We start from the raw sequence: 25535 nt of genomic DNA on the forward strand, positions 1-25535 counted from the left end.
ATTAATTGATAACTTTTTTATTTTAAGTAGATTATCCTTTTATCATTGCGATAAAATCATCAAATAAGTATCTAGAGTCATGTGGACCAGGTGAGGATTCCGGGTGATATTGAACAGAAAATGCCTTCTTCCCTTTAATTCGAATTCCCTCAATAGAATCATCATTTAAGTTAACATGAGTAATTTCAACCAAATTGGAATTCTTAATATCATCAGCAACAACACCAAAGCCATGATTTTGAGATGTAATCTCACACCGATTTGCAATGATATTTTTAACTGGGTGATTAATTCCACGATGACCGTTATGCATTTTGCTCGTACGAATTCCATTTGCAAGCGCTAAGATCTGGTGACCAAGACAGATACCGAACATCGGTTTATCAGCTATTAAGATATCTTTAACGGTCTGAATCGCATAATCCATTGCCGCTGGATCACCCGGACCATTTGAAATAAAGTAACCATCTGGATTCCATTCTTCCATTTGCTGAAATGTTGTTTTCGCAGGAAAAACCTTCGCGTATACTTGACGACCATCAAAATTACGTAGTATGTTCTGTTTGATTCCCAAATCCAAAACGGCGATTCGAGTTGAAGCTGATTCATCACCAAAATAATAAGATTCTTTGGTAGAAACCTGAGAAGAAAGTTCCAGACCATCCATAGATGGAACATTTGCTAATTCAGCCTTTAAAGATTCAATATCCAAATTTTCAGACGAAATAATGGCATTCATCGCTCCTTTACTACGAATGTGACGCACCAAAGAACGCGTATCAATATCAGAGATACCTACCAAATTTTCCTCCTCAAAATAATTTTGAATAGATTGATCAGCCATCTTTCTACTGTAATTGATGTTGTAGTTTTTACAAACTAAACCTGCAATCTGAATTTTTTTTGATTCCTGATCTTCTTCATCAATACCATAGTTTCCAATGTGAGCATTAGTGGTCACCATGATTTGCGCAAAATAGGAAGGATCTGTAAATATCTCCTGATAGCCAGTAGTTCCTGTGTTGAAACAAATTTCACCTGAAGTGGTACCAATTTTCCCTGCTGCTTTCCCATGAAAAACGGTCCCATCAGCTAGGACTAAAATTGCCGGCAATTTACTGTAGTTGGTCATTCTTATATTGAGTTAAAAAATATGTTCATCTGTTCAACCTTTGCTCAAAACTCTGGACACAAAAAAAGCCCAAACGGGCTAACAAATCAATTACAATATTGACAAGAAGTTGAAGCTTCTTTATGTGCTGATATCAGATAAAAGGTCTCTTTCATTTACTGAAAGACAAAGGTACAAATATTTTTAAATTGCAAACAATGATTTGTTATTTTATTTCTAAGTCATCTTATATATTGCCTACCAAGTACCTAAAACAAAAGAAATGCCTTCTAATTTTGGAGGGCATTTCTTTTGCTATTTAAACCTTAATACACGAAACTACTTGGTAAGTTTAAAAATATCATTCCCAAATACGAAAATCATCAGTGCTACTAAAATGAAAAAACCAACAACTTGGGCTCTTTCTAAGAATTTTTCACTCAAGGGCTTGCCTTGGATCATTTCAATTAAAAGGAAAATGACATGCCCTCCATCTAAGGCTGGGATAGGTAGAATATTCATAAATGCCAGAGCCATAGAAAGCATTCCTACTAAACTCCAGAACCGCATCCAATCAATCTCCGTTCCAAACATGGTCGCAATTCCTACGGGACCTGATAAAGCCTTATCTGCACGAACTTCTCCTTTAAATATCTTGCCGAATCCCTTAATATTATCGGTAATTACAGAGAATGCTTTATTTGAGCCAATTGGAAGAGCCTCCATAAAACCATAACTTTGCCGAACTACAGGTAAATTGCTAAAACCAAGCTTTGAGGAAGTATCTGCCCTAGCCGTTAGGGACAATTCTGAACCAGAGCGCACGAGATTCAATTTAATTTCTTTTCCTTTATTTGCTATTAGGAGGTCCTCAAAATGTTCTAAATGTTTGACTGATACACCATTTACTGAAAGGATACTATCCCCTACAGCTAAGCCCATCTCAAACGCTCGCGTATTATTAGCAACTTGACTTACAGGAAGCATTTTAAACATGGGTTGTACAAACTCATTTTTCTTATGATCAGAGACATCATTCAGAATATCGGGAGGTAACGTAATTTCCAATTCTTTCCCGTCTCGTTCAACTGTTAACACCGCATCTCCCATCAAAACTTCTGAGCTCATCAAATCATGAAAGAATAAATTTGCCTTATTACCATTCACCTCCAATATTTTATCTCCTTCAACAAGACCAATTTTTTTACCGATTACGCCAGGTTTAACACCATATAATTGAGTGTTGTCTAGATCAGTAGAGCCATATTTAAAGGTAATCATCCAGAAAACAAGAATACCAACCAATACATTAACGATGATCCCCCCTAACATAACAATTAAACGTTGCCAAGCGGGTTTAGAACGAAATTCCCAAGGTTGAGGTTCACCTTTCAACTGCTCAGTATCCATAGATTCGTCTATCATACCAGCAATCTTGACATATCCGCCAAGGGGTAACCAACCTATTCCATATTCACAACCTTTAAAATTGAATTTGAACAATTTCACACCCCAGGCATCAAAAAACAAATAAAATTTTTCTACTTTGATTCCAAAAGCTCTTGCCGCTAAAAAGTGGCCAAGTTCATGAAGAATAATTAATAATGACAAGCCCAAAAGCACTTGTCCAACCATGATGACAATTCCCATCGAATATTATTTATTTATTTTATATTTTATTTCTTATACTTTTCTATTAAACTTCGTGCCACTATCCTACTTTGTTCATCATAGTAAAGATAATCCTCTAAAGATAATTTATTCTGTTGAGGAACCTGACACAATGTCGCTTCTATCACCTCGCTCATGGCTAAAAAACCCAACTCATCATTCAGAAATCCCTCGACTACGACTTCATTCGCCGCGTTTAATACACAAGGGCTATTTCCTCCGTTCTCCATAGCTTGAAAAGCCAACTTCAAATTTCCAAAAGTGTCTAGATCAGGTGCTTCAAAAGTCAAATTAGGGTAATCTATAAAGTTAAACCTAGGGAAAGAGTTTTCTAGCCGCTCAGGATAACTTAAAGCATATTGAATGGGAAGCTTCATATCAGGAAGGCCCATTTGAGCCTTTAAAGATCCATCTTGAAATTGAACCAATGAATGCACAATGGATTGTGGATGCACGATAACATCGATTTGCGAAGGTTGTAAATCAAATAACCATTTAGCTTCAATTACCTCCAATCCCTTATTCATAAGAGAAGCTGAATCAATAGTAATCTTCGCTCCCATAGCCCAGTTCGGATGTTTCAATGCCTGCTCTTTGGTAACTTGTGCCAGATCATATTTGGTTTTCCCTCTAAAGGGACCACCTGAAGCTGTAAGGATAATCTTTTCGATTGGATTTGATTTCTCACCGGACAAACATTGGAAAATTGCAGAATGTTCGGAATCTACAGGGAGTAACCTTACATCGTGTTTAACAACAAGCTCTTTAACAAGTTGTCCTGCCACGACCAAAGTTTCTTTATTTGCTAAAGCAATGTCCTTCCCTTTTTCTATAGCCGCAACAGTAGGTTTTAAGCCCGCTGAGCCTACAATAGCAGTTAACACAATATCAATTTCATCAAGTTGCACAGCTTCACATAATGCTTCCTCACCATATCTTACTTCAATGGAGGTAGCTTTTAAGGCCAATCTCACCTTAGAATATGCAGCCATATCACAGACCACAACCATTTTGGGTTGAAATTTCCTCGCTTGCTCAATTAATAAATCGGCATTTTTCCCTATCGTCAACACGGATACACGAAAACGGTTTGGAAAGGCCTCGATGACCTGTAAAGCTTGTGTACCAATACTTCCTGTCGATCCTAAAATCGCTATATTTTTCCTGCTCAATACGTACCTTTCAATGATTATATAATATTGTCAATTAATGATGGATCAGCTCCCCCCTTATAGGCTTTCATCATATCTATATAGACAATTGACATGACAACACTAACCAATGGGACAATAACAAAAGAATTTACCAGACTTAGAATTTTGGACACCAATGTATACCCCATATACTCTGTTCCTAACTGCATTAAGTGTGTAAAGGCTATAATAAATATAATGACTAATAACCTGATTACATTTCCCTTGGTCATTGCTAAACTGAATTTATAGGCTCTGACAGTTCCAAAATCGTTTTCAATAATAAAAAAAGGAAAAAATGTGGTTCTAATTAGAACGAATAACATAATAACACCCGTCAAAAAGGGATGTATTTCGTATCGGACTGTATCCATCGATATCCCTAAAAACAATAAAGGAAACAACAATACATACATGATACAATATATGGTAAGTACAATCAGACTATATATAAATAAGCCAAAAATATAATTCAAAAATTGAGAAAACGAAGGCACATATCCCCAGAACCCTGGACTTTTATTTCCTTTAGCCAGACAAACTGCATTTTTCAATAAGACTAATTGAAGACTAAAATACAAACCCACAAACAAAAGAAGCAATAGAACCTTTAGGAAAACATTGATATCATCAAAATATAATGCCAAAAAAGAAGATAAATTTGAGGTAATAAATAACAACAAGCACAGACCTGCTATGGAAATATAATTCCGCAATAAAATATCAATTGCCCTTAGGACAACATCATTCGCTTTAAAAGTAATGTCTTTAAGAAAATCTAGCATAGTCAATTTGTTACAGCAAAGATGATAATTTTTTGTTGGAATCAAGGATTGAACGATGGATTAATGGCAAAAAAAAGGCTAAGAATCAATAATCTTAGCCCTTTCGTGTTTCATTTATTTCAAATTATCAGGGACGGGCTTTTCCAAAAGAAATTCATAATAAAATCTCGCTCTTTCGTTAAAATCATATGCTCTTTTTGAACGGTTAAATCCATGTCTACTTCCAGGATAAATCATCAGTTCAAAAGGAACAGCACGATCGGTTAAAGCATCGACCAATTGCATGGTGTTTTGCATATGAACATTGTCATCAATGTCTCCATGCATAATTCTTAGCCTACCTTTGTACTTATCTACATACGAAAGTATAGACCCATTTCTATATCCCTCAGGATTATCTCTTGGTGTATCCATCCAGCGCTCCGTATAGTGAGTATCATACAATTCCCAACTCGTTACAGGCGCTCCAGCAATACCAAAATCAAAATAATCAGCCCCCTTGGTCAGCGCCAGACAGGTCATGTATCCTCCATAACTGTGCCCTGTAATCAATAATTTACTTTTCTCAACCCAAGGCTTAGCTTTCAACCATTTGGCAACCGTAATGTAATCAACCAATTCCCAATTTCCTAAGTTTCTATGCATCCATGCAACTCCCTTTTTTCCATAATGACCTGAAGCCCTATGATCACACTCAATTTGGATAATGCCTTGTTGGGACCAGTATTCACCAGAAACACCTTTCCAAGTATTCCGCACTGAACCTGCATCAGGTCCCCCATAAATACTCATAACAACAGGGTAAACTTTAGATTCATCAAAATCTGTTGGATAAGTAATAATTACCGGTAAATCAAATAAACCATCATCTGAAGGAATGGTAATGTATTCTCTTTTTGCCACTTTATAGACGTTAAAATCCTCTGATTTACTATCCGCCAGTTCCTTAATTAATTTCCCTTTATTATTTAATAACGCATATTTAGTTGGGGTATAAATGTTAGAATATTCAGTAATGAAATATTTACCATCTGGAGATACATTGACCGAATGTGTAAAATCACCGAATGTTAAACGTTTGAAATTTTTGCCTGAAAAGTTGACGCTATAAAGATCAACAGTAGCAGAATTTTCTTTTCGTGCCGTAAAATACAATACCTTGTTTTTTTCATCGATATGAGAGATTGAAGTAACTTGCCATTCTCCTGAGGTCAATGGATTGATTAATTCACCATCTAGATTATATAGATAATAATGTGCCCAGCCAGATTTATCAGACTTCAAAATGTAATGTTTGTTGTCAGCTAAATACGTAATTCGTTCATCATGATCTAAATTAATCCAAGTAGGTTGTTCCTCGTTATATGTTTCTTTCTTAACACCATTAGAGGGATTCACCTCATAGAATTTCAAGTTAGTTTGATCTCTATTCATCCATTGAACCATGATAGATCCACTATCGTAACTCCAATAAGGTTGCCCAAAATATTGGTCATCCTTTTGATTAAAGTCTGCCCAAACAACATCAGAACCAGCAGCATCAACAAATCCAACCTTTACCTGTGGATTAGGATCTCCTGCTTTCGGGTAACGCGTTTGCTCTAAAAATCCATGTTGTCCTTTTGTAACATAAATAGGAAACATTGGAACTTGTGTGTCATCAAATCGCATGAAAGCTATTTTTTTGCTATTTGGTGACCACCAAAATGCTTTATAATTTGTTGCTCGGCCTAAGATCTCTTCGTAATATACCCAAGAAGACCAACCATTGTAAATGACGTCGGTACCATCCGTAGTATATCGAATCTCTTTACCGGTGGCAATTTCTAATCCATATAAATCACTTTTACGTGTAAAAGCAACATATTTTCCATCGGGAGATAGTGTTGGATTTTGCTCTTCTAGATCTGGCGATTTGGTTAGTTGTTTTTCCGCGGCATCAGGATACTGAATAAAAACATCTTTCTCTTTAATTAAAACCCGTGTACTGGTGTTTTTTGGATACACGTAATTCTCTGTTTTGCCAGATTTAACGTGAACTTTATACAGCTGATTATTCCTTCTCTCAATAAAGTGTTCTGCATCTGCCCATCCCTCAAAGCGACTAATTTCTTTGGTCAAAGAAGGTTTAGAACCCCAAGCTTGTTCAAAACTTAATTTCTTACTCTGCCCTAAAGAAGAGTTAACGGATAGGAATAATACAGCAACACATGCTACCGTAAATAATTTATTCATAAATACTTTATTTTGAATTTAGAACTATAATTTTCGAAAATACCAAAAACCATTTAATCTAGTAAATTGAAGGCTGTAACATATTTAATAGTCTATGCTAAACAGACCAATATCAATGATTTAAAAAAAATCAAAATGGCACGGCGAAAATTCGATTTTTAAAAAATAGCCACTAAATATTAGTGGCTATCTATTTTATTATTAGATTTTAGATGGTGTTTAAAAAGAAAAATCGTCTTTTTGAACTAACTCTCCATTTCCTTCAAACCCCGTGTCGTCTTGATTTGGTTCATATCTTTTTTCTACTACATCCTGATTATCTTTGATGTACGCTACTACATCTTGTAATCCTTCCGCGAATTTTTCAAAATCCTCTTTGTATAAGAAAATTTTGTGTTTTATAAATTGTCCGTCCTCAAAGCGTTTTTTACTTTCTGTAATTGTTACATAGTAATCGTTGGAGCGAGTAGCCTTTACATCAAAAAAATAAGTACGTTTTCCAGCTCTCACCTTTTTCGAAAATACCTCTTCACGCTCTTTGTTATCAAAATCTCCCATTGGATTAGTATAATTATTTAAGTTTTATCATCAATTTTAGTCATAAATATATAATAATTAATTTCAAACAACCAAATTTTTTAAAAATTATTACAGTTAGCCCTAGTCATACAGGATAAAAATCCATGAAATAATTGACTGTTGAAATTTCAACAATACATTTTTCGCAAAAAGAAGAAAATTCCATGTAAAAAAATCTACGCGAATCTCAAAAGCAAGAGGATTCTGTTTTATGATAATTTTATCTGCATCTATTTTAACGCCCAAAAGTAAAATGTGCTAAAGCTAGGAAGCATTGTGAAACTGAATTGGACCATGCGCAAATCAAAACCAAAAGTTATTTCACCGAATAATTTCAGACTTTCACCGAAAAAAAACACCTAGAGGCCTATTTGCTGTTAATGGTTGCTTATATTCGTAATACTTTTGAGTATAACGAAATCAAAAGAGAAAGACTATGAATAAGCAAACAACGAAAACGGATTACGAAAAACCCCCTAAAAACAACCGATCATCAAATCTCGTCGGATTCATTATTATCTTCTTGGGGGTAGCCATTTTGTTTAAAAACATGAATTTAGGTCATATTGTTCCAAATTGGTTTTTTGGATGGGAATCCATATTGATCATTATCGGATTGGTGATTGGGGTGAATTCAAAATTCGAAAAAAAATCTTCCATTATATTAATTGTAATAGGATCGTTTTTCTTACTCAATAATGAATTCAATCTACATGTTGGAAAATTCTTAATCCCGGTAGCGGCAATAGGCCTTGGCTTTTATTTAATTAATCGCAATAAACAAGGACCCAATCTTCCACCTACCCCGCCAAAAGATGATGAATTTGACTGGGACAAACGAGTGGAATATACCCAGAAAGACACTTTTAATTCCCCAAGTAATCCAAATACAAATGATTCCTATACTCAGACTCATCAGTCTGAGTATAGGCGTATTCCAGGTAATTACTTACCTGATTTCGAGAATTATCTAAAAGTAGATAATTTCTTTAGTGACACAAAAAAGGTAATATTAAGTAAGGATTTTCTAGGTGGAAATATCACTTCTGTGTTTGGCAGTACTTCTTTAAATTTCTTGCAAGCTGATGTCAAAAAACCAGTTGTTATAGATACTTTTCAGTTATTTGGTAGCACCAAAATAATTGTACCAATGCACTGGAGAGTTACCTCGACTGTTTCATCAATTTTTGGAGAAATAGATGATCGTCGTCCGGCCATCGAGATTTCAACAGATGAAAACAAGAAAATTTACATCACAGGCACATCAATTTTTGGAGGATTAACCATTAAGAATAGTTAATTTCACTTATGCAAAAACCAATTTCCGAACAATCGAAAAGTTCTGTGATCCACGCCTCGTCTTGGATTATTTGTGTTTTGTATTTCGTTATTATTTATGGATTGCTGCTCTGGTCGAATATAAATAGAAGTATTGCAGTGTATGACGCTCTTTTGAGTGCCGTTACGATGACCGGCATCACTTACATTATTTACAGTACCCTCCAATTTTATCTTCCAAATAATCGAAACTATTGGAAACTGTTTTCCTTAGCAGCTATTTTTTCCGTAATTAGCATAACCATTACCCGATTCATAATCACGCAATTCTTTCCCGATGAGGAGCTTTTATACCTTGATTTTAGTCTGCCATTTCGGTTTGTAATTAATTTCCTAATCATAACCTGCGTGATGACAATAAATGTTTTTTGGAATATTCAAGAAGAACTACACATCAACAAAAAGAAAAAAGAAGAAAATGAAAAAATGGTCAGAGATGCTGAGCTCTATAACCTGCGCCAACAACTTCAACCTCATTTTCTTTTTAACAGTTTAAACTCCATAATAGCCTTAATTGGCAGTAAACCCACTGAGGCTCGAAACATGGTTTTTCAACTCTCTGATTTTCTAAGAGGCACCATGAGAAAAGATGAAAAACAATTCAGCTCAGTCCAAGAAGAATTAAAGCACTTAACACTTTATCTAGATATTGAAAAGGTTCGTTTCGGACATCGTTTATCTACAGCCTTCGAATATGACGAAGATGTCCTTGAGGCAAAAATACCGGTAATGATACTTCAACCTATGGTCGAAAATGCAATCAAATTCGGACTTTATAATGTAACTGAGGACGTAACGATAAAAACAAGCTTAAAATTAGCGAATAACCTGCTGACCATTAAAATTAGTAATCCTTTTGAGGACGATCAAACTAACTACAAAAAAGGAACTGGTTTCGGGTTGTCAAGTATTCAACGAAGAATGTATCTGTTGTTCGGGAGAACTGATTTATTAATGACAAAAACAAAAGACAATACTTTTATTACTATCCTTAGAATACCACAATTATGATTAAAACGATATTGATAGACGATGAGCCTTTAGCACGGAATATGGTTTTAGAATACTTGAACCAGCATCCTGAATTTCAAGTAGTCGCTGAATGTAACGATGGTTTTGAGGGGGTCAAAGCGATTCAACAACACGAACCAGATCTTGTTTTTTTGGATATCCAAATGCCAAAGCTTACCGGTTTTGAAATGTTAGAATTATTAGACCAGCAACCACATATCATTTTTACAACAGCGTTTGACGAATATGCGCTTAAAGCCTTTGAAAAAAATGCGATAGATTATTTGCTTAAACCAATCCGACCAGACAGATTTGATAAAGCGATAGACAAATTCAAAAACGCGTTCCAAACACAAACAGCCCCCAAGATAAACGCAGATAAATTACAAGAATCTATGGGGGAAGATGCCCTTGAACGCGTAGTAGTAAAGACAGGTTCTCAAATCAAAATCATTCCAGTCCAACATATCAATTTTCTTGAGGCATATGATGATTATGTAAAAATCCATACCAACGATGGTATGTATTTAAAAAACAAAACTATGAGTTCATTTGAAAAACAATTGGATGCTAAACAATTTGTTAGGGTACACCGTTCTTTCATCGTTAAAGTTGATCAACTCCAAAAAATTGAACCCATGGAAAAAGACAGTTACATTGCGACTCTTCTTTGTGGGGGGAAAGTAAATATTAGTAAATCTGGGTACACGCGCTTAAAATTAGTGATAGGTCTATAACATAACGCGTAAATCAGTAAGTTTAATAGCAAGGGAATACCTGAATGCCTGAAAAAAATATTGTTAGGTTATCATTTTTCAGAATTTCCAATTGGTCCTAAAAAAAAGCGTGCGCTACCAAATCGATAAGATTAGGATAGGCACGCCTAGAAAAGTCTTAGGCTAGTTCTTTCTTAACAACTTCAGAAAATGGTGTTGTTGGCCGACCAATTAACTGAGATAATGTTTTACTTTGATCAAACAGATCTCCCTTTGATGCTCCAACATCCATATTTGCAATAAAATGGGCTATTTCTTTTGGTACGTCCAAGGACATCAGAACTTCTGCAAACTCTTGTGCAGAAAGATTCGTATATGGAATCTGCTTTCCGATTTGTTTTGAAACCTCCTGCGCAAGATCGCTCAATGTATAATAATCGTCTCCAGCAAGTTCATAAACTTTACCCAGATGACCCTCTGATGCAAGGACAACCGCTGCGGCCTCAGCAAAATCTTCTCTAGTAGCTGAAGATATTTTACCGTCTGCTGCACTTCCCATAAAGGAGCCAGCTTGTAAGGAACCTGGAATGGAAGAAGTATAATTTTCCGTATACCAGCCATTTCTTAAAATTACATGTGGTATCCCGGAATCTTTTAACATCTGCTCAGTTTGAAGATGTTCTTGGGCTAGTATCATTGAGGATTTATCGGCTCTCAACAAACTTGTATAGGCAAGCCATTTCAATCCCACTTGTTTTGCGGCATTAATAATATTCTTGTGTTGTTCCTCACGCTTACCGACCTCATTTCCTGAAATCAATAAAAGTCTGTCAATTCCTTCTAATCCAGCCGTTAAATCTTCCGGTATAGTGTAATCAAATTTTTTAACTTGGACACCCAAATCTACCGCCTTCTCAGGTGAGCGAACTAAGGCAACGATCTGATCTGAACCAATCCTTTGTTTTAACTTTTCAACAACCAAACGACCCAATTGTCCAGTTGCTCCTGTAATTCCTATTTTCATATTGTAATAAATTTTGTTACATTTTTATTTAAAATTTTAATCGAATTGGTCAACAAAATCTTTTAAGGACTTATGCTTGAGCGATGCAATTACAATTTTATCTGTTTCAACAAACAAATTATCTAGGCGTTGATTTATATTTTTCCCAATCGGACATTGAACATTTGGGTTTAGATTTTTCTTTCCCAAAATTTCGGTATTCCTGACTGCCTCATAAACATCTGCCAACGTAATTTTTCCCGGTGAAATTTGAAGCTTTGATCCTCCAGTCTTCCCTTTTCGACTCACAATCCAGCCATTAGCATGCAAAGTGCCCAATTCTTTCCTCACCATTACCCTGTTGATATTAATGCTCTCGGCTATCCATTCGGAACTTAACCATTCTTGTGGAAATTTCGCCAGAACAGACAAAATGTGAATGACTGTTGCAAACCTTGTATTATTCATAATGGAACAAAGATAAGTAGAAATTTAAATGTAACAAATTTTATTACATTTAAATTCAACTTTTCTATCCTTCAGTTCCCCTTTTATAAAAAGTACCGTATTGAGCGTCGATAAAAGATTCCCGCTAAATACCAAATTCCTACTAGGTCATTCCTATCTCAAAGCTCGAACAAAGTTGAGTACATGACGAATAGTTTATTGTCAACATGAAAAGAAAAATTAATTTTTCAAAGGTTTGGTGATACAGATAATTTAAGATTAGACAGAAATCATCATTAATTGCTATCATTTTTAAGGACCACAAAGATTTGTTTTGTATTTTTGGGTATGAGATTAAAAATATTTGGAATCATTATATTCCTAAACTCCTTAACATCAGTAGCCTTACATGCACAATCAACTGACCAAAAAATTAACAGATCAGTATATAACAAAATTGAATATTTTTTTAATTCCCAACAAGCCGACTCTATTTATCAGATGGCCAATGACGATTTTAAAAAGCAAATTACAAACACTCAATTAACAGGAATTCTTGAGCAGTTATTTATTTTAGGAAAAATAACCAATGCTAGTATTTACAAATTTGAAAATGGAATTGCCGGGTATAAGGTAGATTTTGATTCAGAAACAATGTCCATCATCTTAGGCGTTGATTCCAATATGCAGTACAATACGCTAGCTTTTCAGCCTTACAAACAAGATATACAAGCACAAAAAGACACCATCATTTCCAATGTCGAAACCAGAAGTCCACTGGATCTTTTCGTAGATTCAGTAGCAAGAAATTATGCTAAACAAGGAGCAGCTCAATCGCTCTCTGTTGCTATCATTCATAAAAACAAGATAAACACCTTTTTTTATGGAGAAACTAGCAAAGGCAGTCAAGTGCTACCAGATGCTAATACCTTATATGAAATTGGATCATTAACGAAAACTTTTACCTCTTCCCTGCTTGCGGACATGGTCAATAAAGGTATTGTTAATTTAGACGATAGCATTGCCAAATACCTTCCGGATTCGGTTGCTCAGAATCCAGCAGTCCAAAAAATAACTTTCAAAATGCTTGCAAACCATACTTCAGGCTTACCTAGAATGGCCAATAATTATAATACATCCTCTACATATACACCAAATGACCCATATGCCGATTATAATCGAGATGATCTATTTTCGTTTTTGAAAAATTTCAAACCGACGACTGAGCCAGAAACTGCTTATTTATACAGCAATATTGGTTACGGCGTACTTGGAGAAATCCTTTCAATAATTGGCAAGAAAAGCTACATGCAATTAGTCCGAGAATTGATTCTGACACCATTAGAGATGAATTCAACCGTGGATAAAATTGGACCTGAAAATAAAAACATTGCGATTCCGCACGACGAAAATGGACAAGAAGTTCCATTTTGGAATTTTCAAGCATTGGCAGCGGCGGGATCTTTAAAGTCGAACTTAAATGATTTGTTACGTTATACCATTGCCCAGCTTACTTATCCCGAAACAGATATACAGAAAGCGATGAATTTAACAAAACAGTTCACTTACAATGTTTCACCTTCCTCAGATATCGGTTTAGCATGGCATATGAATATGATTGAGGGTTTAATTTATTATCATCATTATGGAAAAACCTTGGGTTCCAACTCATTTATAGGGTTTGTACCGGATGAAAAGTCTGTCGTAATTGTTCTATCAAATTCAGCATTAGGCATTGATAAAATTGGGAATGAGCTACTGGAGAAGGTCTTGACAACCAAATAAATAATGGTTTATCGAATAAAAAATCGATTATGAATGTTAAAAAATGTTAATTACTTCAGTTTAAATACACGAAAGGACTTTAAATTGCGTTATAGATGCAAAGAGTAATAAAATTTAAAATTTCATAATTTAGGTTAATAATTGGTTTGGTAAAATCCTGGGGTTCCCCGCCTCAGGATTTTCATTTTTTAACGAACAGAAAAGGTATGAATTTTCTTAGCTCATTCTCACCATCAAAATGTACTAATAAGTCCAGACTTTTTTCAGCATAAATGTATGAAGATGGAAAATCAGTAGGATTAAATTTTAAATAAAATTCCCCTTGTGGATCATAAATAAACTTTACTTGCGGATGATTCTTTAATGATTTTGCAAACATGTTGATAAAACCAGTAACATGTGTCTTATCTTGCATAGAAAAAAAATAGATATCCACCAGTTTATCGATGCGAGCTATTGAATCAGCCAATCCGTTGGCTAATTTCTGGCAATGTCCACATCCCGGATCAAACAAAATAAAAAACTGCCTATGGCTGCGGTCTAAGGAATCCGAACTAAAGGGCTTCGAATTATTTAAATTTAGCATATTCGCAAAGGCTGGCATCTTCTTTGGCACTTGAGCACTGATTGAATCCAACGAAAGACCAATTCCCAAAAGCAAGGCAAAGATTAGTCTCACATGGGAGTAAAATAAAATTCTAAACATTCTTAAATCTAAGAAAAAAGCACAATAAAAGCCTTATTTTTAGCAGGTATCTGCGAAAAATCAGCTATATTTGCATGTATATTAGGTTCATCATTCAATCAACAAAACACTGTGAAAAAGCGTATTGCCATTTTTGCTTCAGGTTCAGGTTCTAATGCTCAAAAAATTATGGAGCATTTTAAATATTCCGATAGCGCTGAGGTGGCCTTAGTATTAAGTAATAATCCGGATGCCTATGTACTTCAACGGGCAGATAACTTCGAAATTCCAACACACGTGTTTGATAAGAATGAATTTATTGATTCCAATGATGTGGTAGATTTATTAAAACGATTGGAAATTGATTTAGTCGTATTGGCTGGATTCCTATGGTTGGTACCCGAGAACCTACTTCAGGCATTCCCAAATAAAATCATTAATATTCATCCTGCCCTATTGCCAAAATTTGGAGGCAAAGGAATGTATGGAGATCGTGTTCACAAAGCAGTTTTAGAGGCAAAAGAAGAAGAGCACGGTATTACAATCCACTTTGTCAATGAGAATTTTGATGAAGGTGAGATTATTTATCAAGCTCGTTTCCGTATTGAACCCAATGACACGTTAGAAATCGTTAAATTCAACGGACAACAACTTGAACATCAGCACTATCCAAAAATAATAGAAAATTTGCTCCGTAAATATAATTAATCACGCCTTATTTACTTGATCGTGAAAGTTATCCCTCCAACAAGAGCGTTCATCTCAAGTTCGTATTTCGGTGATTAAGCACAACCTTCTTCACATTTTTGATTAAAGTATGTATCAAAATAACTTTAGAGAGTTTAGATTGACACGTTGAATTGTGCTCATTGCGTATTCTTACAGGATCTACTTAAAGTTACTATATTACTCTACAAACAAAAGTTTAGAGAATTCAACCAAATAATCACGCCAATTGGACCACGTATGTCCTCCTTCAGACTCCTTATAAGTATAGCTCATATTCAATCCGTCCAATTTTTTTCTATACTCTAAGCCTGTTTTGTATAAAAAATCTGTTTTTCCCATTCCTATCCAATATAGCTTATATCCTTTATTTTTCTGGTGCAACAAATTTTGATCAAGGTTATCATACACCTCATGCTTTATGTGATCATTAATTCTAAAAGCGGCCGAAAATAGTCCAATGTAATCAAAGGTATTCGAAAACTTAGAGGCAATAAACAACGCATGAGAACCGCCCATGGATAAGCCTGCAATTGCCCTGTTTTTCTTATTTTTTTTCACTCGATAATTCTGTTCCACATACTCAATAATTTCCATAAAAGAAGATTCAAAATCACCCGAACCAACATCGGGAGCAGCAAATTTCACCGGATATTCTCCCTTTTCAGAATCACCTGGACTTGCTGAATTACTCGTATGTCCATTAGGCATCACCACAATCATGGGTTTAATTTCACCCTGAGCCACTAAGTTGTCCATAATTTGCTTTACCCTACCCAATGTGGACCAAGCTGTTTCGTCTCCGCCCATTCCATGTAGCAAGTATAAAACTGGGTAGTTCTTCTTACCTCCCTCATAGCCAGCCGGAGTATATACAGTCATCCTACGCTGGCTGTGATTCAGTTTGGATGGATACCATTCCATTCGCACAGTTCCGTGAGGGACCGATTTAGTCTTATATAAATCTGCCCTTTTACCATTGGTCAGAAAATAATTAAAATTTTGGTTGACATCGCGAACCTGATATACATTTAGTGGATCATTAATCTTCACCCCATCTACAATAAAATTATACAAGAAAAGATCAGAGGGCAAACCTTTTTCTTCATATAACCAAACGCCATCCGCTCCCTTATGCATGTTTTTTATCCCAGATTCTATCCAATTTCCAGATAATTGTACAAGCTTGGCTTCTTTAGCAGAAATTCGGAAAACTACAGAATTCTGCTCCCCTACCTCGGGGAATACCAAAACTTCCTTAGACCGGCCAATGTTTTCTTGGGCCGAAAGTATTCTTGGAGCAAGAAGAGCTAATATGTTCAAAACAAATAGAATAGAGCCTTTTATTGTCATAATTCACGTTCTTTTAGAAAGGTTGAATCAAGGTACTAAAAATATATTTTAATTCTATATATTTGCGGCTCCAAATAAAGCACAATGAATCATACCGTTAAGATCAAAAATGCATTGGTTTCCGTCTATTACAAAGATAACCTTGCTCCTTTAATTCAACTTCTAAATAAATTCGGAGTTAACTTTTACTCAACCGGTGGCACAGAAACTTTCATCCGTGATTTAAACATCTCTGTGGAACGTGTTGAGGATTTAACTGGTTATCCTTCCATTTTAGGTGGTCGCGTAAAAACCTTACATCCAAAAGTTTTCGGTGGCATTCTATCGCGTAGACCATTGGATGACGACAAAAAACAGTTGGAGCAATATGAAATACCGGAAATTGATTTAGTAATAGTAGACTTATACCCTTTCCAAGAAACAGTAGCATCGGGTGCAAGTGAAGAGGATATCATCGAAAAAATCGATATCGGGGGAATCTCCCTGATTCGTGCTGCTGCTAAAAACTTCAATGATGTGGTCATCATTTCCTCGAAAAATGACTACAAAGAACTTGAGGAATTATTAGCTGCCCAAGATGGATCTACTTCTTTAGAGCAACGTAAGTCATTTGCTAAACGAGCATTCAACATCTCCTCTCATTACGATACTGCAATCTTCAATTACTTTAATAGGGAAAATCCAATAGAGGTCTTCAAACAATCTGAGCAACAGGCTCAAATCCTGCGTTACGGAGAAAACCCACACCAAAAGGGCATCTTCTTTGGTAATCTGGATGCGATGTTTGATAAATTAAATGGAAAAGAATTATCGTATAACAACTTGGTGGATGTCGATGCAGCCGTTGCCATCATCGATGAATTTTCAGAACCAACCTTTGCAATCTTAAAACATACCAATGCATGTGGAGTTGCTTCTCGCAATTCTATAAATGAAGCTTGGGAGGCCGCTTTGGCTTGCGATCCAGTTTCTGCATTTGGAGGAGTGTTAATCTGTAATCGTCAAATTGATAAAGAAACTGCAGATCAAATTAATAATTTATTTTTTGAAGTCTTGATAGCTCCTGATTACTCTCCACAGGCAATTGAAAGCCTAACGAGAAAGAAAAACAGGATAATTCTTCGCCGCAAAGAAACAGAGTTACCAAACCAGCAATTCAAAACATTGTTAAATGGTGTGATTATTCAAGACAAAGACAATACAATTGAAGGTCCTGAATTGATGCAAGCAATCACAGAAATTAAACCAACAAAAGAACAATTGGAGGATTTATACTTTGCAAACAAAATTGTGAAACACACAAAATCGAATACGATTGTGTTTGCAAAAAATGGGACTTTAATCGCCTCTGGTGTTGGTCAAACGTCCAGGGTAGACGCATTGAAACAAGCCATTGAAAAAGCAAACGCATTTGGCTTTGAAATCAAAGGTAGTGTAATGTCCTCAGATGCTTTCTTCCCTTTCCCAGACTGCGTCGAAATTGCAGCAGATGCAGGTGTTACCGCAGTCTTACAACCAGGTGGATCAATTAAAGATCAACTTTCAGTAGACATGGCAAACCAAAAAGGGATTGCGATGGTCATTACCGGGGTACGCCATTTTAAACATTAATATCCCAAAACAGGTATTGGATTCGTCTCCTGTAGAATCCAATATCTGTTTCAACAATCTCTCAACATTCCGTAATTCAATCTCGACCAAATTCCGCATAGGCTTGGCTAGTCGTTTATCACCTATACCCTGTTGACAAAAGGACTTTTAGCTCGACAACTTAAACACAAATTAACTTCTCAAATAAACTCCTATATCAGTATATAAAGTTGTCTTGTAAAAACTTTCGCTATAATCAGTAGGTTTGTTTATTTTTGCAATCAAGATGTCAGACTTAAAATACAACCAAAGAGGTGTATCCGCTGGTAAAGAGGATGTACACAATGCAATTAAAAACATTGATAAAGGCTTATTTCCACAAGCCTTTTGCAAAATCATTCCTGATATATTAGGCTCGGATGAATCCTATTGCAATATAATGCATGCCGATGGGGCTGGCACAAAATCATCACTTGCCTATGTCTATTGGAAAGAGACGGGTGATGCTTCCGTGTGGAGGGGGATTGCCCAAGATGCGATTATCATGAATTTAGATGATTTACTATGTGTAGGTGCTATCGACAACATCTTACTCTCATCCACAATAGGTAGAAATAAAAGCTTAATTCCTGGCGAGGTCATTGCAGAAATAATTAATGGAACGGAAGAAATCCTCGCTGAGCTAAGGGCTTTAGGGATTGGCATTCACTCAACAGGAGGGGAAACCGCCGATGTGGGAGATTTGGTTCGAACAATTATCGTTGATAGCACAGTCACCTGCCGAATGAAGCGTGAGGATGTAATTTCAAATCATAAAATAAAAGCAGGTAACGTAATTGTTGGTTTAGCCTCCTTTGGGCAAGCCAGCTACGAAAAAGAATACAATGGCGGGATGGGGTCTAATGGATTGACCTCCGCCCGTCACGATGTCTTCAGCAAATATATTGCAGAAAAATATCCAGAAAGTTTTGATCCAGCTGTCCCTTACGATTTAGTTTTTGCTGGAGGAAAGGCCCTAACTGATGAGATCACAGTGGAAAATGGAGCAAAAATTAAGGCTGGTAAATTAGTGTTATCCCCGACACGAACTTATGCACCTGTCATCAAACAGATCGTGGACAAATACCGCAGTCAAATTGCTGGAATGGTTCACTGCTCTGGAGGTGCTCAAACCAAAGTATTGCACTTTATCAACGAAGGTCACATCATTAAGGATAATTTATTCCCGATTCCAGCGTTATTTGAATTGATTCAGAAAGAATCGAATACGGACTGGAGTGAAATGTATAAAGTATTTAACATGGGACATCGGATGGAATTATATATCCCTGAAGAAATCGCTCAGGATATCATCCAAATTTCGACTTCCTTTGGTATACCTGCTCAAATAATTGGACGTGTTGAAGCATCCGCCAAAAAACAAGTAACGATTCGTTCTACTTACGGGAATTTTATTTACCAATAAACCGTTTGTAAGTGAAAAACAAGAAGATCATAGGAAGGAAAGAAATCATTGACCTTCCTGAACTTGGACTCTACAATATACAAGCAAAGATTGATACAGGAGCAGAGACCTCTGTTCTTCATTGTGAAGAGATGGAGGTGCAAAAGATAAATGGTCATATGTATATTGTTGCACTTATTCGTCCAGAACAGGAAAGTGATCGAACCTTGAAATTAACTTTTCCTGTTCATAGAGAAAGAACCGTAAAGAGTTCTTTTGGACAATCTGAAATCAGACACATCTTTTTGACAAAGATCCGAATGTTTAATGAGCTTTTCGACATCAAGTTGTCGTTTAGAAATCGTTCAACAATGTCCTATCCCATGCTTTTGGGAAGGAATTTTATAACTGGAAAATTCTTAGTCGATGTGTCCAAAAAGAATTTAGCAGCTAATATTATATAAAGTAATGTTAGCATTTCTAACTGTTTAATATATAATCCAAGTGAAAATAGCTGTATTATCGTCTAATAAATCTTTGTATTCTACTAGCCGTCTGGTCGAGGCCGCCAAGAAGTTAGGGCATGAATGTGAGGTCATTGATCACAGTAAATGTTATGTTGGCATCCAACAAGGAAAACCCTCCATACATTACAAAGGGGAAGAAGTCTCAGGAATTGACGCCATAATTCCAAGGATTGGTTCCTCAGTAACCTTCTATGGCTCTGCCATTGTTCGGCAATTTGAGGTCATGGATGTGATCTCGGCGAACCCAAGTCAAGCTATCACTCGATCAAGGGATAAACTACGCTGTATGCAAATTCTTTCTGGAGCGGGGTTAGGACTTCCTATAACGGGTTTTGCTCGCACCGCATCAAATGCTGATGATTTAATAAATATGGTCGGCGGAGCGCCTTTGGTAATTAAGTTACTCGAAGGAACACAAGGCATTGGTGTTGTATTAGCAGAAACAAAAAAAGCCGCCACCTCAGTGATAGAAGCCTTCTACGGATTAGGTAATAATATTCTGATCCAAGAATATATAAAAGAGGCAAAAGGTACTGATATACGCGCTTTCGTGGTTGATGGAAAAGTGGTTGGGGCCATGAAACGCACAGCCAAAGAAGGAGAATTTCGTTCAAATTTACATCGGGGAGGAACGGCCGAGGTTGTAAAGCTCACACGAAAAGAAAAAGAAACAGCAATTGCAGCAGCGCGCGCCATGGGGCTTACCGTTGCAGGTGTTGATTTACTCCCATCTGCTCGTGGGCCGTTAATCCTAGAAGTTAATTCTTCCCCAGGATTAGCAGGTATAGAAGATGCTACGGGAGAAGATATCGCGGGTGAAATAATCAAATATCTTGAAAGACAATTTGAAGCAAAGCAATTATTAAAACCTGTAAACTCAAAAAGAAAAATAAAGAAAGAAAGCAAACTATAACAGTTTGCTTTCTTCTAAAAAAACGTTGTCCCTCTACTCAACAATAGCTTTGCTAACCTCAATGGGCAAGTCCGACTCCAAAATCTTTGCACCCTCATCAAAAACAGCTCGGAACATTTTAGCTCTTTCCTGTGTATCCTCTAATTTGTCATATGATGGTGCCGAAGAAATCATACACATGACCCCTTTTTGTTTAAAAAACTGATACATTGATTGATTGGTTTCTCCAATTTTAGAACCTATATATACAATCATTCGATTATATGGTAAACCTGAAGATTTGAACGCTTCTAGATCCTGTTGAGTTTTAATATGCATGGAAAGAAATTGTTTCGGATTTTTATCTAAATAAAACTTCGCTTGTTCCACATTATGTACTGTTACCCAAACCCACGCATATGCATTGTGTTTACGAATAATCTCCGCAGTAAGTTCCATCGGAAGATCCTTTTTATCCAAATTCAATATGGTTTTACCTTTTGCCCATTTAATCATTTGATCCAGGGTATTAATTTTGTATTTCGTAGGATTTCCATTATGGTCCTTCAGCTTCAACTTCTGAAGTTCTTTCCACGTATAATCACTGACTTTTCCTTTACCAGTTGAGGTGCGTTCCAAAGTAGCATCATGTATCATTACTGGCACATTATCCTTCGTTAAACGAGGGTCTACCTCAAAGATAGCTGGAGTGTGTTTGAGAACTTCTTCCATCGCAGCAATAGAATTTTCAGGCATTTGATTTTCAATCGTCCCGCGGTGACCCGAAATCACTTTATTCCCGGAAGAATAATGGAAATAAGCATACATATCGTGAACATCATTAAAATGCAACGTATGCAACTTTTGAGCAACTAATGTTCCCCCTTGCAATAAAAATAACAACAAGGTCCCAAAAATATATATATATATTTCATTTTCAATAGGTTTAGAATATAAAACTAAGCATTCAACTTTAACAAATTGAAACCATTCTGTTTATCTAATGTTAACAATGTTAAAGCGGAGTTCTCTTGCACAATCCTGCGGTAATTTTTTAAAGGCATCCCTAATTGGTTTGCCATAAAAAGTCGATTAACTCCATTATGTCCTACAACCAAAATAGTCTTCTGATCATATTTTTCCAATAATTCGAGATAAAAACTATCCAATCGATCAATAACCTGTTTGCCCGTCTCCCCCGTTCTCCCAGCTGCATGCACACTTGGGTCCAAAAGCCAATTTTCCCATGAAGCAGGATCCCGAGCACAAAATTCCTTCATATTTAAACCCTCCCACTCTCCAAAATCTACCTCAATCAATCTATGGTCTTGAATCACCTTTGCGATATTCCCACAAGCTATCTCAGCCGTCCTTCGTGATCTTTTGAGTGGTGAACAGAACACTTTATCAAATTCATACTTTTTCAAAAGTTCATTCATACGATTAGCTTGAGCAATCCCATTCTCATTAAGCTCAATGTCGGTCCTTCCACAATATTTATTACCCTCTGCATTGTAAGCAGTTTCACCATGTCTTAATAAACAGATTGTTATCATTTACAAATACTTTAAATCTTTGAGTTTTTGTTTAAAATCCTGGTATTGCTTTTCATATTCCTTAAGAAGTTTTTGGTCAGGATAGACCTCTTTCTGCTTTACGCACATCAACTTAGCCGCCTGACTTAATGAGTTATAAAATGTATAGCTCGCAGCCATTACTGCAGCTCCAAAAGCACCGCTAGCCTCTTTACATTTATAAATAGGCACATTTAGCACAGAGGCCCTAATTTTTAACCAAACATCACTATTGCTTCCCCCTCCCGCAGAATAAACAGCAGTAATTTTTTCTCCAGAAAGCTCCTCAATGATTTCATAAGCGAGTCTTTCTATGTAGGCAACACCTTCCAATTTAGCGGTAAAAAGAGTCTCCTTACTCAGTCCATCAGGCAAAAAGCCCTTGGCTGATGGAGCTATAATAGGAAACCGTTCTCCCTTTTGTTTCAGAGGCCAAGCCAACTGGCCGGTTGGCATACAATATTCAGCAGCCACATTTAATTGATCTAAATCCTTTGAATAATCAATAGAAATCCAATCCGCACCCGTATTACTTGCTCCCCCTGGCATCCAATATCCATCAGGATGACGATGACTATATAGCCTTCCTAAAGGATCAATCACATTTGAACTGGTAACCCCCTTAATAACCAAAGTTGTCCCAATTGTTGTATTCCATTCTCCTGGATTAACTGCACCTGAGGCCACTTGACTCGCGCAACCATCAGTCATACCGACGACAACCTTTAGTCGAGGAATCCCCATGTTTTCAGCCAATTCTTCATTCAACACTCCAACAACAGTTCCTGAGGGAACAACAGATTGCAGCCATTCTTTTTTAATGCCAAGCTCACTAATTAGATAAGCTGGCCATTCTAGTTTCTGCAGATCAAATCCAGTCTTTAACACATTGGTATAATCCGTGGTTTTATAATTACCGGATAATTTTCCCACGATATAATCAGAAGCATGAATCCATAAAGCAATTGCATTACATTTATTTGGATATGATTCTACAAACCAGCATATTTTGGAAATACCGCTCGAGGAGTTAAATCCTGTATATCCGTCTTCGATATACTTTTGAGCAATTTGTTTGCATTTTTCTCCTTGTTTTACCGAGCGAGGATCACTATACATCAATGCATTATGAATTGCATTATTTTGAGCGTCCAATGGAATCATTGTTCCCGAGGTAGAGGTAACACAAATGGCTTCGATCTGATGCCGGTCAAAATCACTCGGTAAACTTTCGACCAAATCAATGAGCATTTTTTGACAATTGCTCCACCATACTTCCGGTGACTGCTCTTCCCTAAAAAATTTATCTAAAACAAAACTTCTCTTTTGAGATGCCTTTAGTACCCCCAATTGGTTAACCAAAAGTACCCGAACACCTTGTGTACCTATATCTACACCAAAAAAATATTTATCCATCTAAGAAGCTACTTGTTTAAAAGTTTTACGAGCGTTCCTCCATTCCTGATAAAGCTTTTCGAATTCATGATGATTTTCAGGATGAATTTCCTCCAGAAGCTCTGGACTTTTATTCTGCAACGACAAGGCCTGATTACATACAAATACACCACCCAAAACCGAGGCTTGACGAAAAGTATCTCTTATTTTTATGGTTTTACCAAATAAATTGGCAATAAATTGTCTTAATTTCCGACTCTCGACACCGCCACCACATGCCCAAATATAGGATTCGTTGTGAGGAGAAACCTCACATAAAAATTTGTAATTTTCATAAATACTGCATGCAATATCCCAAAGGATGGCAAATACAAAGCTGCCCCGAGTAAGTTGATGGGAGACAGGTGCATTAAAAATAAACCCTCCTTTAGTCAAAGGCACATCTTCATCCGCAATTAATGATCCCAAAGAAGCCACACACTGCGAATACGTAGCGGCCTCCAATTCCTTTTCGATGACCTCGTAACCCTCATTGGGGTAAAATATTTCCTTTAATCGCTGATAATTTAAACCCGTTACACCAGCGTTTGCCTCTAAAATATAATGGTTTGCATCTATATGTCTGCTAGTCCACGTCCTTTGCGCATCATCTTTTTCAAAATTGTCTACAATCTTGATAATTGGGGTCGTGGTTCCTGAGACGATAACAACATCATTAGCAGATGGTTCCATACTACGAATGGCCAATTGAGTGTCTCCTCCTCCAACCACCACAAGAGCATCCTCGGAGATGGATAATTCTTTTGCCAAATCCGGCAAAATACTTCCTAGGATTGAACCTGAATCCCTCAATGGAGGCAAAATATCTTTTGATAAATTAAATTCTGCAAGCAATTCCTCTGACCATTGTTTATTCTGAACATCATATAGCAATGTTTCAGATGCCTGAGAATGCTCATATCCTGCAATTCCAGAGAATTTATATTGGATCCAATCACTAATACTCATAACCAAATGAATGGTTTCAAAAAGTTCGGGGTAGATACGCTGAACACCGATCAATTTAAATGCAGAAAATAAAGAGGTAGGATAACGTCCAGAAAGATTATACACCAAATCCTTGTTTAAAAGATCCTTCTCCCATTTGCGGCCACGATGATCTATATTTGGCATCCCTAATAAAGATTTCCCATCAGCATCAATAATGACTATACCCTCGCGTTGACTTGTTGCGCATATTGCCTCTACTCGAACTCCTGGCACCTCAGATAATACCTCTTTCGCCAAAAATAGTATTTGCTTCCATAATACATTTGGATCAAAGTAAATAGATTCTTCATAATGATGATCAACTTGGTAATGAACATTCTCCCTTTTTATACTTAAAATCTCACCATTCCCATCAGCTAGAGCAACGCGCGCATTTCCAGTACCAATATCAATGATCAAATAAGCGCTTTTATTTACCATAATAT

The 25535-nt window shown here is 36.4% G+C and carries 23 protein-coding genes; 9 read left to right on the plus strand and 14 right to left on the minus strand.

Going from position 1 to position 25535, the window contains the following annotated elements; translation table 11 throughout:
- Positions 1-31: 31 nt before the first annotated feature.
- From carA to AC6CHH_RS07550, 6 genes are all read right to left on the minus strand, one after another.
- Positions 32-1132 (minus strand): glutamine-hydrolyzing carbamoyl-phosphate synthase small subunit, encoded by a 1101-nt coding sequence (gene carA, locus AC6CHH_RS07525; protein ID WP_498281401.1) that lies wholly within the window; start codon positions 1130-1132, stop codon positions 32-34.
- A 318-nt stretch (positions 1133-1450) separates the two neighbouring features.
- The gene (gene rseP, locus AC6CHH_RS07530) at positions 1451-2761 is read right to left on the minus strand and encodes an RIP metalloprotease RseP (protein WP_498281403.1); all 1311 of its coding nucleotides are present in this window, start codon (positions 2759-2761) and stop codon (positions 1451-1453) included.
- A 26-nt stretch (positions 2762-2787) separates the two neighbouring features.
- Positions 2788-3954, minus strand: coding sequence for a 1-deoxy-D-xylulose-5-phosphate reductoisomerase (locus tag AC6CHH_RS07535; RefSeq protein ID WP_498281405.1), 1167 nt, complete (start codon positions 3952-3954; stop codon positions 2788-2790).
- 17 nt (positions 3955-3971) lie between these two features.
- Entirely contained in the window at positions 3972-4760 is a 789-nt protein-coding gene (locus AC6CHH_RS07540) for a hypothetical protein (RefSeq protein WP_498281407.1), read from the minus strand.
- A gap of 114 nt (positions 4761-4874) precedes the next feature.
- Positions 4875-6995, minus strand: a complete 2121-nt coding sequence (locus AC6CHH_RS07545) for a S9 family peptidase (protein ID WP_498281409.1) — start codon at positions 6993-6995, stop codon at positions 4875-4877.
- Between the two features lie 219 nt (positions 6996-7214).
- On the minus strand, positions 7215-7553 hold the full coding sequence (locus tag AC6CHH_RS07550; protein ID WP_498281411.1) for a DUF3276 family protein: 339 nt from the start codon (positions 7551-7553) through the stop codon (positions 7215-7217).
- Between the two features lie 457 nt (positions 7554-8010).
- On the opposite strand from AC6CHH_RS07550, the gene AC6CHH_RS07555 reads away from it, so the two are divergent.
- From AC6CHH_RS07555 to AC6CHH_RS07565, 3 genes are read left to right on the plus strand one after another with little or no spacing between them, the layout of a single operon-like run.
- Positions 8011-8874 (plus strand): LiaF transmembrane domain-containing protein, encoded by an 864-nt coding sequence (locus AC6CHH_RS07555; protein ID WP_498281413.1) that lies wholly within the window; start codon positions 8011-8013, stop codon positions 8872-8874.
- A gap of 8 nt (positions 8875-8882) precedes the next feature.
- Positions 8883-9923 carry a sensor histidine kinase gene (locus AC6CHH_RS07560; RefSeq protein WP_498281415.1) on the plus strand — a complete coding sequence of 347 codons (1041 nt, stop codon included), beginning with the start codon at positions 8883-8885 and terminating at the stop codon, positions 9921-9923.
- Positions 9920-10660: a LytR/AlgR family response regulator transcription factor gene (locus tag AC6CHH_RS07565; protein WP_498281417.1), complete on the plus strand. Its 741-nt coding sequence runs from the start codon at positions 9920-9922 to the stop codon at positions 10658-10660. The genes AC6CHH_RS07560 and AC6CHH_RS07565 overlap by 4 nt, the downstream gene beginning before the upstream one ends.
- A gap of 157 nt (positions 10661-10817) precedes the next feature.
- On the opposite strand, the gene AC6CHH_RS07570 is transcribed toward AC6CHH_RS07565, so the two are convergent.
- Together AC6CHH_RS07570 and AC6CHH_RS07575 are read right to left on the minus strand one after the other, a co-directional pair.
- Positions 10818-11663 carry an SDR family oxidoreductase gene (locus AC6CHH_RS07570; protein ID WP_498281419.1) on the minus strand — a complete coding sequence of 282 codons (846 nt, stop codon included), beginning with the start codon at positions 11661-11663 and terminating at the stop codon, positions 10818-10820.
- 36 nt (positions 11664-11699) lie between these two features.
- Positions 11700-12110: an Rrf2 family transcriptional regulator gene (locus AC6CHH_RS07575; protein ID WP_498281421.1), complete on the minus strand. Its 411-nt coding sequence runs from the start codon at positions 12108-12110 to the stop codon at positions 11700-11702.
- Between the two features lie 327 nt (positions 12111-12437).
- On the opposite strand from AC6CHH_RS07575, the gene AC6CHH_RS07580 reads away from it, so the two are divergent.
- Entirely contained in the window at positions 12438-13874 is a 1437-nt protein-coding gene (locus tag AC6CHH_RS07580; protein ID WP_498281423.1) for a serine hydrolase domain-containing protein, read from the plus strand.
- Between the two features lie 181 nt (positions 13875-14055).
- On the opposite strand, the gene AC6CHH_RS07585 is transcribed toward AC6CHH_RS07580, so the two are convergent.
- Positions 14056-14580: a peroxiredoxin family protein gene (locus AC6CHH_RS07585; protein WP_498281425.1), complete on the minus strand. Its 525-nt coding sequence runs from the start codon at positions 14578-14580 to the stop codon at positions 14056-14058.
- A 111-nt stretch (positions 14581-14691) separates the two neighbouring features.
- Here AC6CHH_RS07585 and purN point away from each other — a divergent pair, with 111 nt between their 5' ends.
- A complete protein-coding gene (gene purN / locus AC6CHH_RS07590; RefSeq protein WP_498281427.1) occupies positions 14692-15267 on the plus strand; it encodes a phosphoribosylglycinamide formyltransferase in 576 nt (191 codons plus the stop codon).
- Positions 15268-15465: 198 nt separating this feature from the next.
- Here the strand turns inward: purN and AC6CHH_RS07595 are convergent, their stop codons facing one another.
- Entirely contained in the window at positions 15466-16638 is a 1173-nt protein-coding gene (locus AC6CHH_RS07595) for an alpha/beta hydrolase-fold protein (protein WP_498281429.1), read from the minus strand.
- 84 nt (positions 16639-16722) lie between these two features.
- On the opposite strand from AC6CHH_RS07595, the gene purH reads away from it, so the two are divergent.
- The 4 genes from purH to rimK all read left to right on the plus strand — a co-directional run bounded on the left by purH (position 16723) and on the right by rimK (position 21112).
- Positions 16723-18249 carry a bifunctional phosphoribosylaminoimidazolecarboxamide formyltransferase/IMP cyclohydrolase gene (gene purH, locus AC6CHH_RS07600; RefSeq protein ID WP_498281430.1) on the plus strand — a complete coding sequence of 509 codons (1527 nt, stop codon included), beginning with the start codon at positions 16723-16725 and terminating at the stop codon, positions 18247-18249.
- A 265-nt stretch (positions 18250-18514) separates the two neighbouring features.
- Positions 18515-19693 (plus strand): AIR synthase related protein, encoded by a 1179-nt coding sequence (locus AC6CHH_RS07605; protein ID WP_498281432.1) that lies wholly within the window; start codon positions 18515-18517, stop codon positions 19691-19693.
- Between the two features lie 11 nt (positions 19694-19704).
- Complete coding sequence (locus tag AC6CHH_RS07610; RefSeq protein ID WP_498281434.1) at positions 19705-20136, plus strand: ATP-dependent zinc protease family protein; 432 nt, start codon at positions 19705-19707, stop codon at positions 20134-20136.
- 40 nt (positions 20137-20176) lie between these two features.
- Complete coding sequence (gene rimK / locus AC6CHH_RS07615) at positions 20177-21112, plus strand: 30S ribosomal protein S6--L-glutamate ligase (protein ID WP_498281436.1); 936 nt, start codon at positions 20177-20179, stop codon at positions 21110-21112.
- Between the two features lie 33 nt (positions 21113-21145).
- Here rimK and AC6CHH_RS07620 read toward each other — a convergent pair whose 3' ends face one another.
- The 4 genes from AC6CHH_RS07620 to AC6CHH_RS07635 are packed head-to-tail and all read right to left on the minus strand — an operon-like array spanning position 21146 to position 25530.
- A complete protein-coding gene (locus tag AC6CHH_RS07620) occupies positions 21146-21997 on the minus strand; it encodes a glycerophosphodiester phosphodiesterase family protein (RefSeq protein ID WP_498281438.1) in 852 nt (283 codons plus the stop codon).
- Positions 21998-22050: 53 nt separating this feature from the next.
- A complete protein-coding gene (locus tag AC6CHH_RS07625) occupies positions 22051-22647 on the minus strand; it encodes a histidine phosphatase family protein (protein WP_498281440.1) in 597 nt (198 codons plus the stop codon).
- Positions 22648-24081, minus strand: coding sequence for an FGGY-family carbohydrate kinase (locus AC6CHH_RS07630; RefSeq protein ID WP_498281442.1), 1434 nt, complete (start codon positions 24079-24081; stop codon positions 22648-22650).
- Positions 24082-25530 carry an FGGY-family carbohydrate kinase gene (locus AC6CHH_RS07635; protein WP_498281444.1) on the minus strand — a complete coding sequence of 483 codons (1449 nt, stop codon included), beginning with the start codon at positions 25528-25530 and terminating at the stop codon, positions 24082-24084.
- Positions 25531-25535 lie beyond the last annotated feature (5 nt).

Source organism: Sphingobacterium sp. GQ94 (assembly GCF_059758715.1).

What these genes read in the sequence shown, in the direction of transcription:
- carA (WP_498281401.1), bottom strand. Translation starts at nt 1,132, where the DNA reads ATGACCAACTACAGTAAATTGCCGGCAATTTTAGTCCTAGCTGATGGG.
- rseP (WP_498281403.1), bottom strand. Translation starts at nt 2,761, where the DNA reads ATGGGAATTGTCATCATGGTTGGACAAGTGCTTTTGGGCTTGTCATTA.
- AC6CHH_RS07540 (WP_498281407.1), bottom strand. Translation starts at nt 4,760, where the DNA reads ATGCTAGATTTTCTTAAAGACATTACTTTTAAAGCGAATGATGTTGTC.
- AC6CHH_RS07545 (WP_498281409.1), bottom strand. Translation starts at nt 6,995, where the DNA reads ATGAATAAATTATTTACGGTAGCATGTGTTGCTGTATTATTCCTATCC.
- AC6CHH_RS07550 (WP_498281411.1), bottom strand. Translation starts at nt 7,553, where the DNA reads ATGGGAGATTTTGATAACAAAGAGCGTGAAGAGGTATTTTCGAAAAAG.
- AC6CHH_RS07555 (WP_498281413.1), top strand. Translation starts at nt 8,011, where the DNA reads ATGAATAAGCAAACAACGAAAACGGATTACGAAAAACCCCCTAAAAAC.
- AC6CHH_RS07560 (WP_498281415.1), top strand. Translation starts at nt 8,883, where the DNA reads ATGCAAAAACCAATTTCCGAACAATCGAAAAGTTCTGTGATCCACGCC.
- AC6CHH_RS07565 (WP_498281417.1), top strand. Translation starts at nt 9,920, where the DNA reads ATGATTAAAACGATATTGATAGACGATGAGCCTTTAGCACGGAATATG.
- AC6CHH_RS07570 (WP_498281419.1), bottom strand. Translation starts at nt 11,663, where the DNA reads ATGAAAATAGGAATTACAGGAGCAACTGGACAATTGGGTCGTTTGGTT.
- AC6CHH_RS07575 (WP_498281421.1), bottom strand. Translation starts at nt 12,110, where the DNA reads ATGAATAATACAAGGTTTGCAACAGTCATTCACATTTTGTCTGTTCTG.
- AC6CHH_RS07580 (WP_498281423.1), top strand. Translation starts at nt 12,438, where the DNA reads ATGAGATTAAAAATATTTGGAATCATTATATTCCTAAACTCCTTAACA.
- AC6CHH_RS07585 (WP_498281425.1), bottom strand. Translation starts at nt 14,580, where the DNA reads ATGTTTAGAATTTTATTTTACTCCCATGTGAGACTAATCTTTGCCTTG.
- AC6CHH_RS07595 (WP_498281429.1), bottom strand. Translation starts at nt 16,638, where the DNA reads ATGACAATAAAAGGCTCTATTCTATTTGTTTTGAACATATTAGCTCTT.
- purH (WP_498281430.1), top strand. Translation starts at nt 16,723, where the DNA reads ATGAATCATACCGTTAAGATCAAAAATGCATTGGTTTCCGTCTATTAC.
- AC6CHH_RS07605 (WP_498281432.1), top strand. Translation starts at nt 18,515, where the DNA reads ATGTCAGACTTAAAATACAACCAAAGAGGTGTATCCGCTGGTAAAGAG.
- AC6CHH_RS07625 (WP_498281440.1), bottom strand. Translation starts at nt 22,647, where the DNA reads ATGATAACAATCTGTTTATTAAGACATGGTGAAACTGCTTACAATGCA.
- AC6CHH_RS07630 (WP_498281442.1), bottom strand. Translation starts at nt 24,081, where the DNA reads ATGGATAAATATTTTTTTGGTGTAGATATAGGTACACAAGGTGTTCGG.
- AC6CHH_RS07635 (WP_498281444.1), bottom strand. Translation starts at nt 25,530, where the DNA reads ATGGTAAATAAAAGCGCTTATTTGATCATTGATATTGGTACTGGAAAT.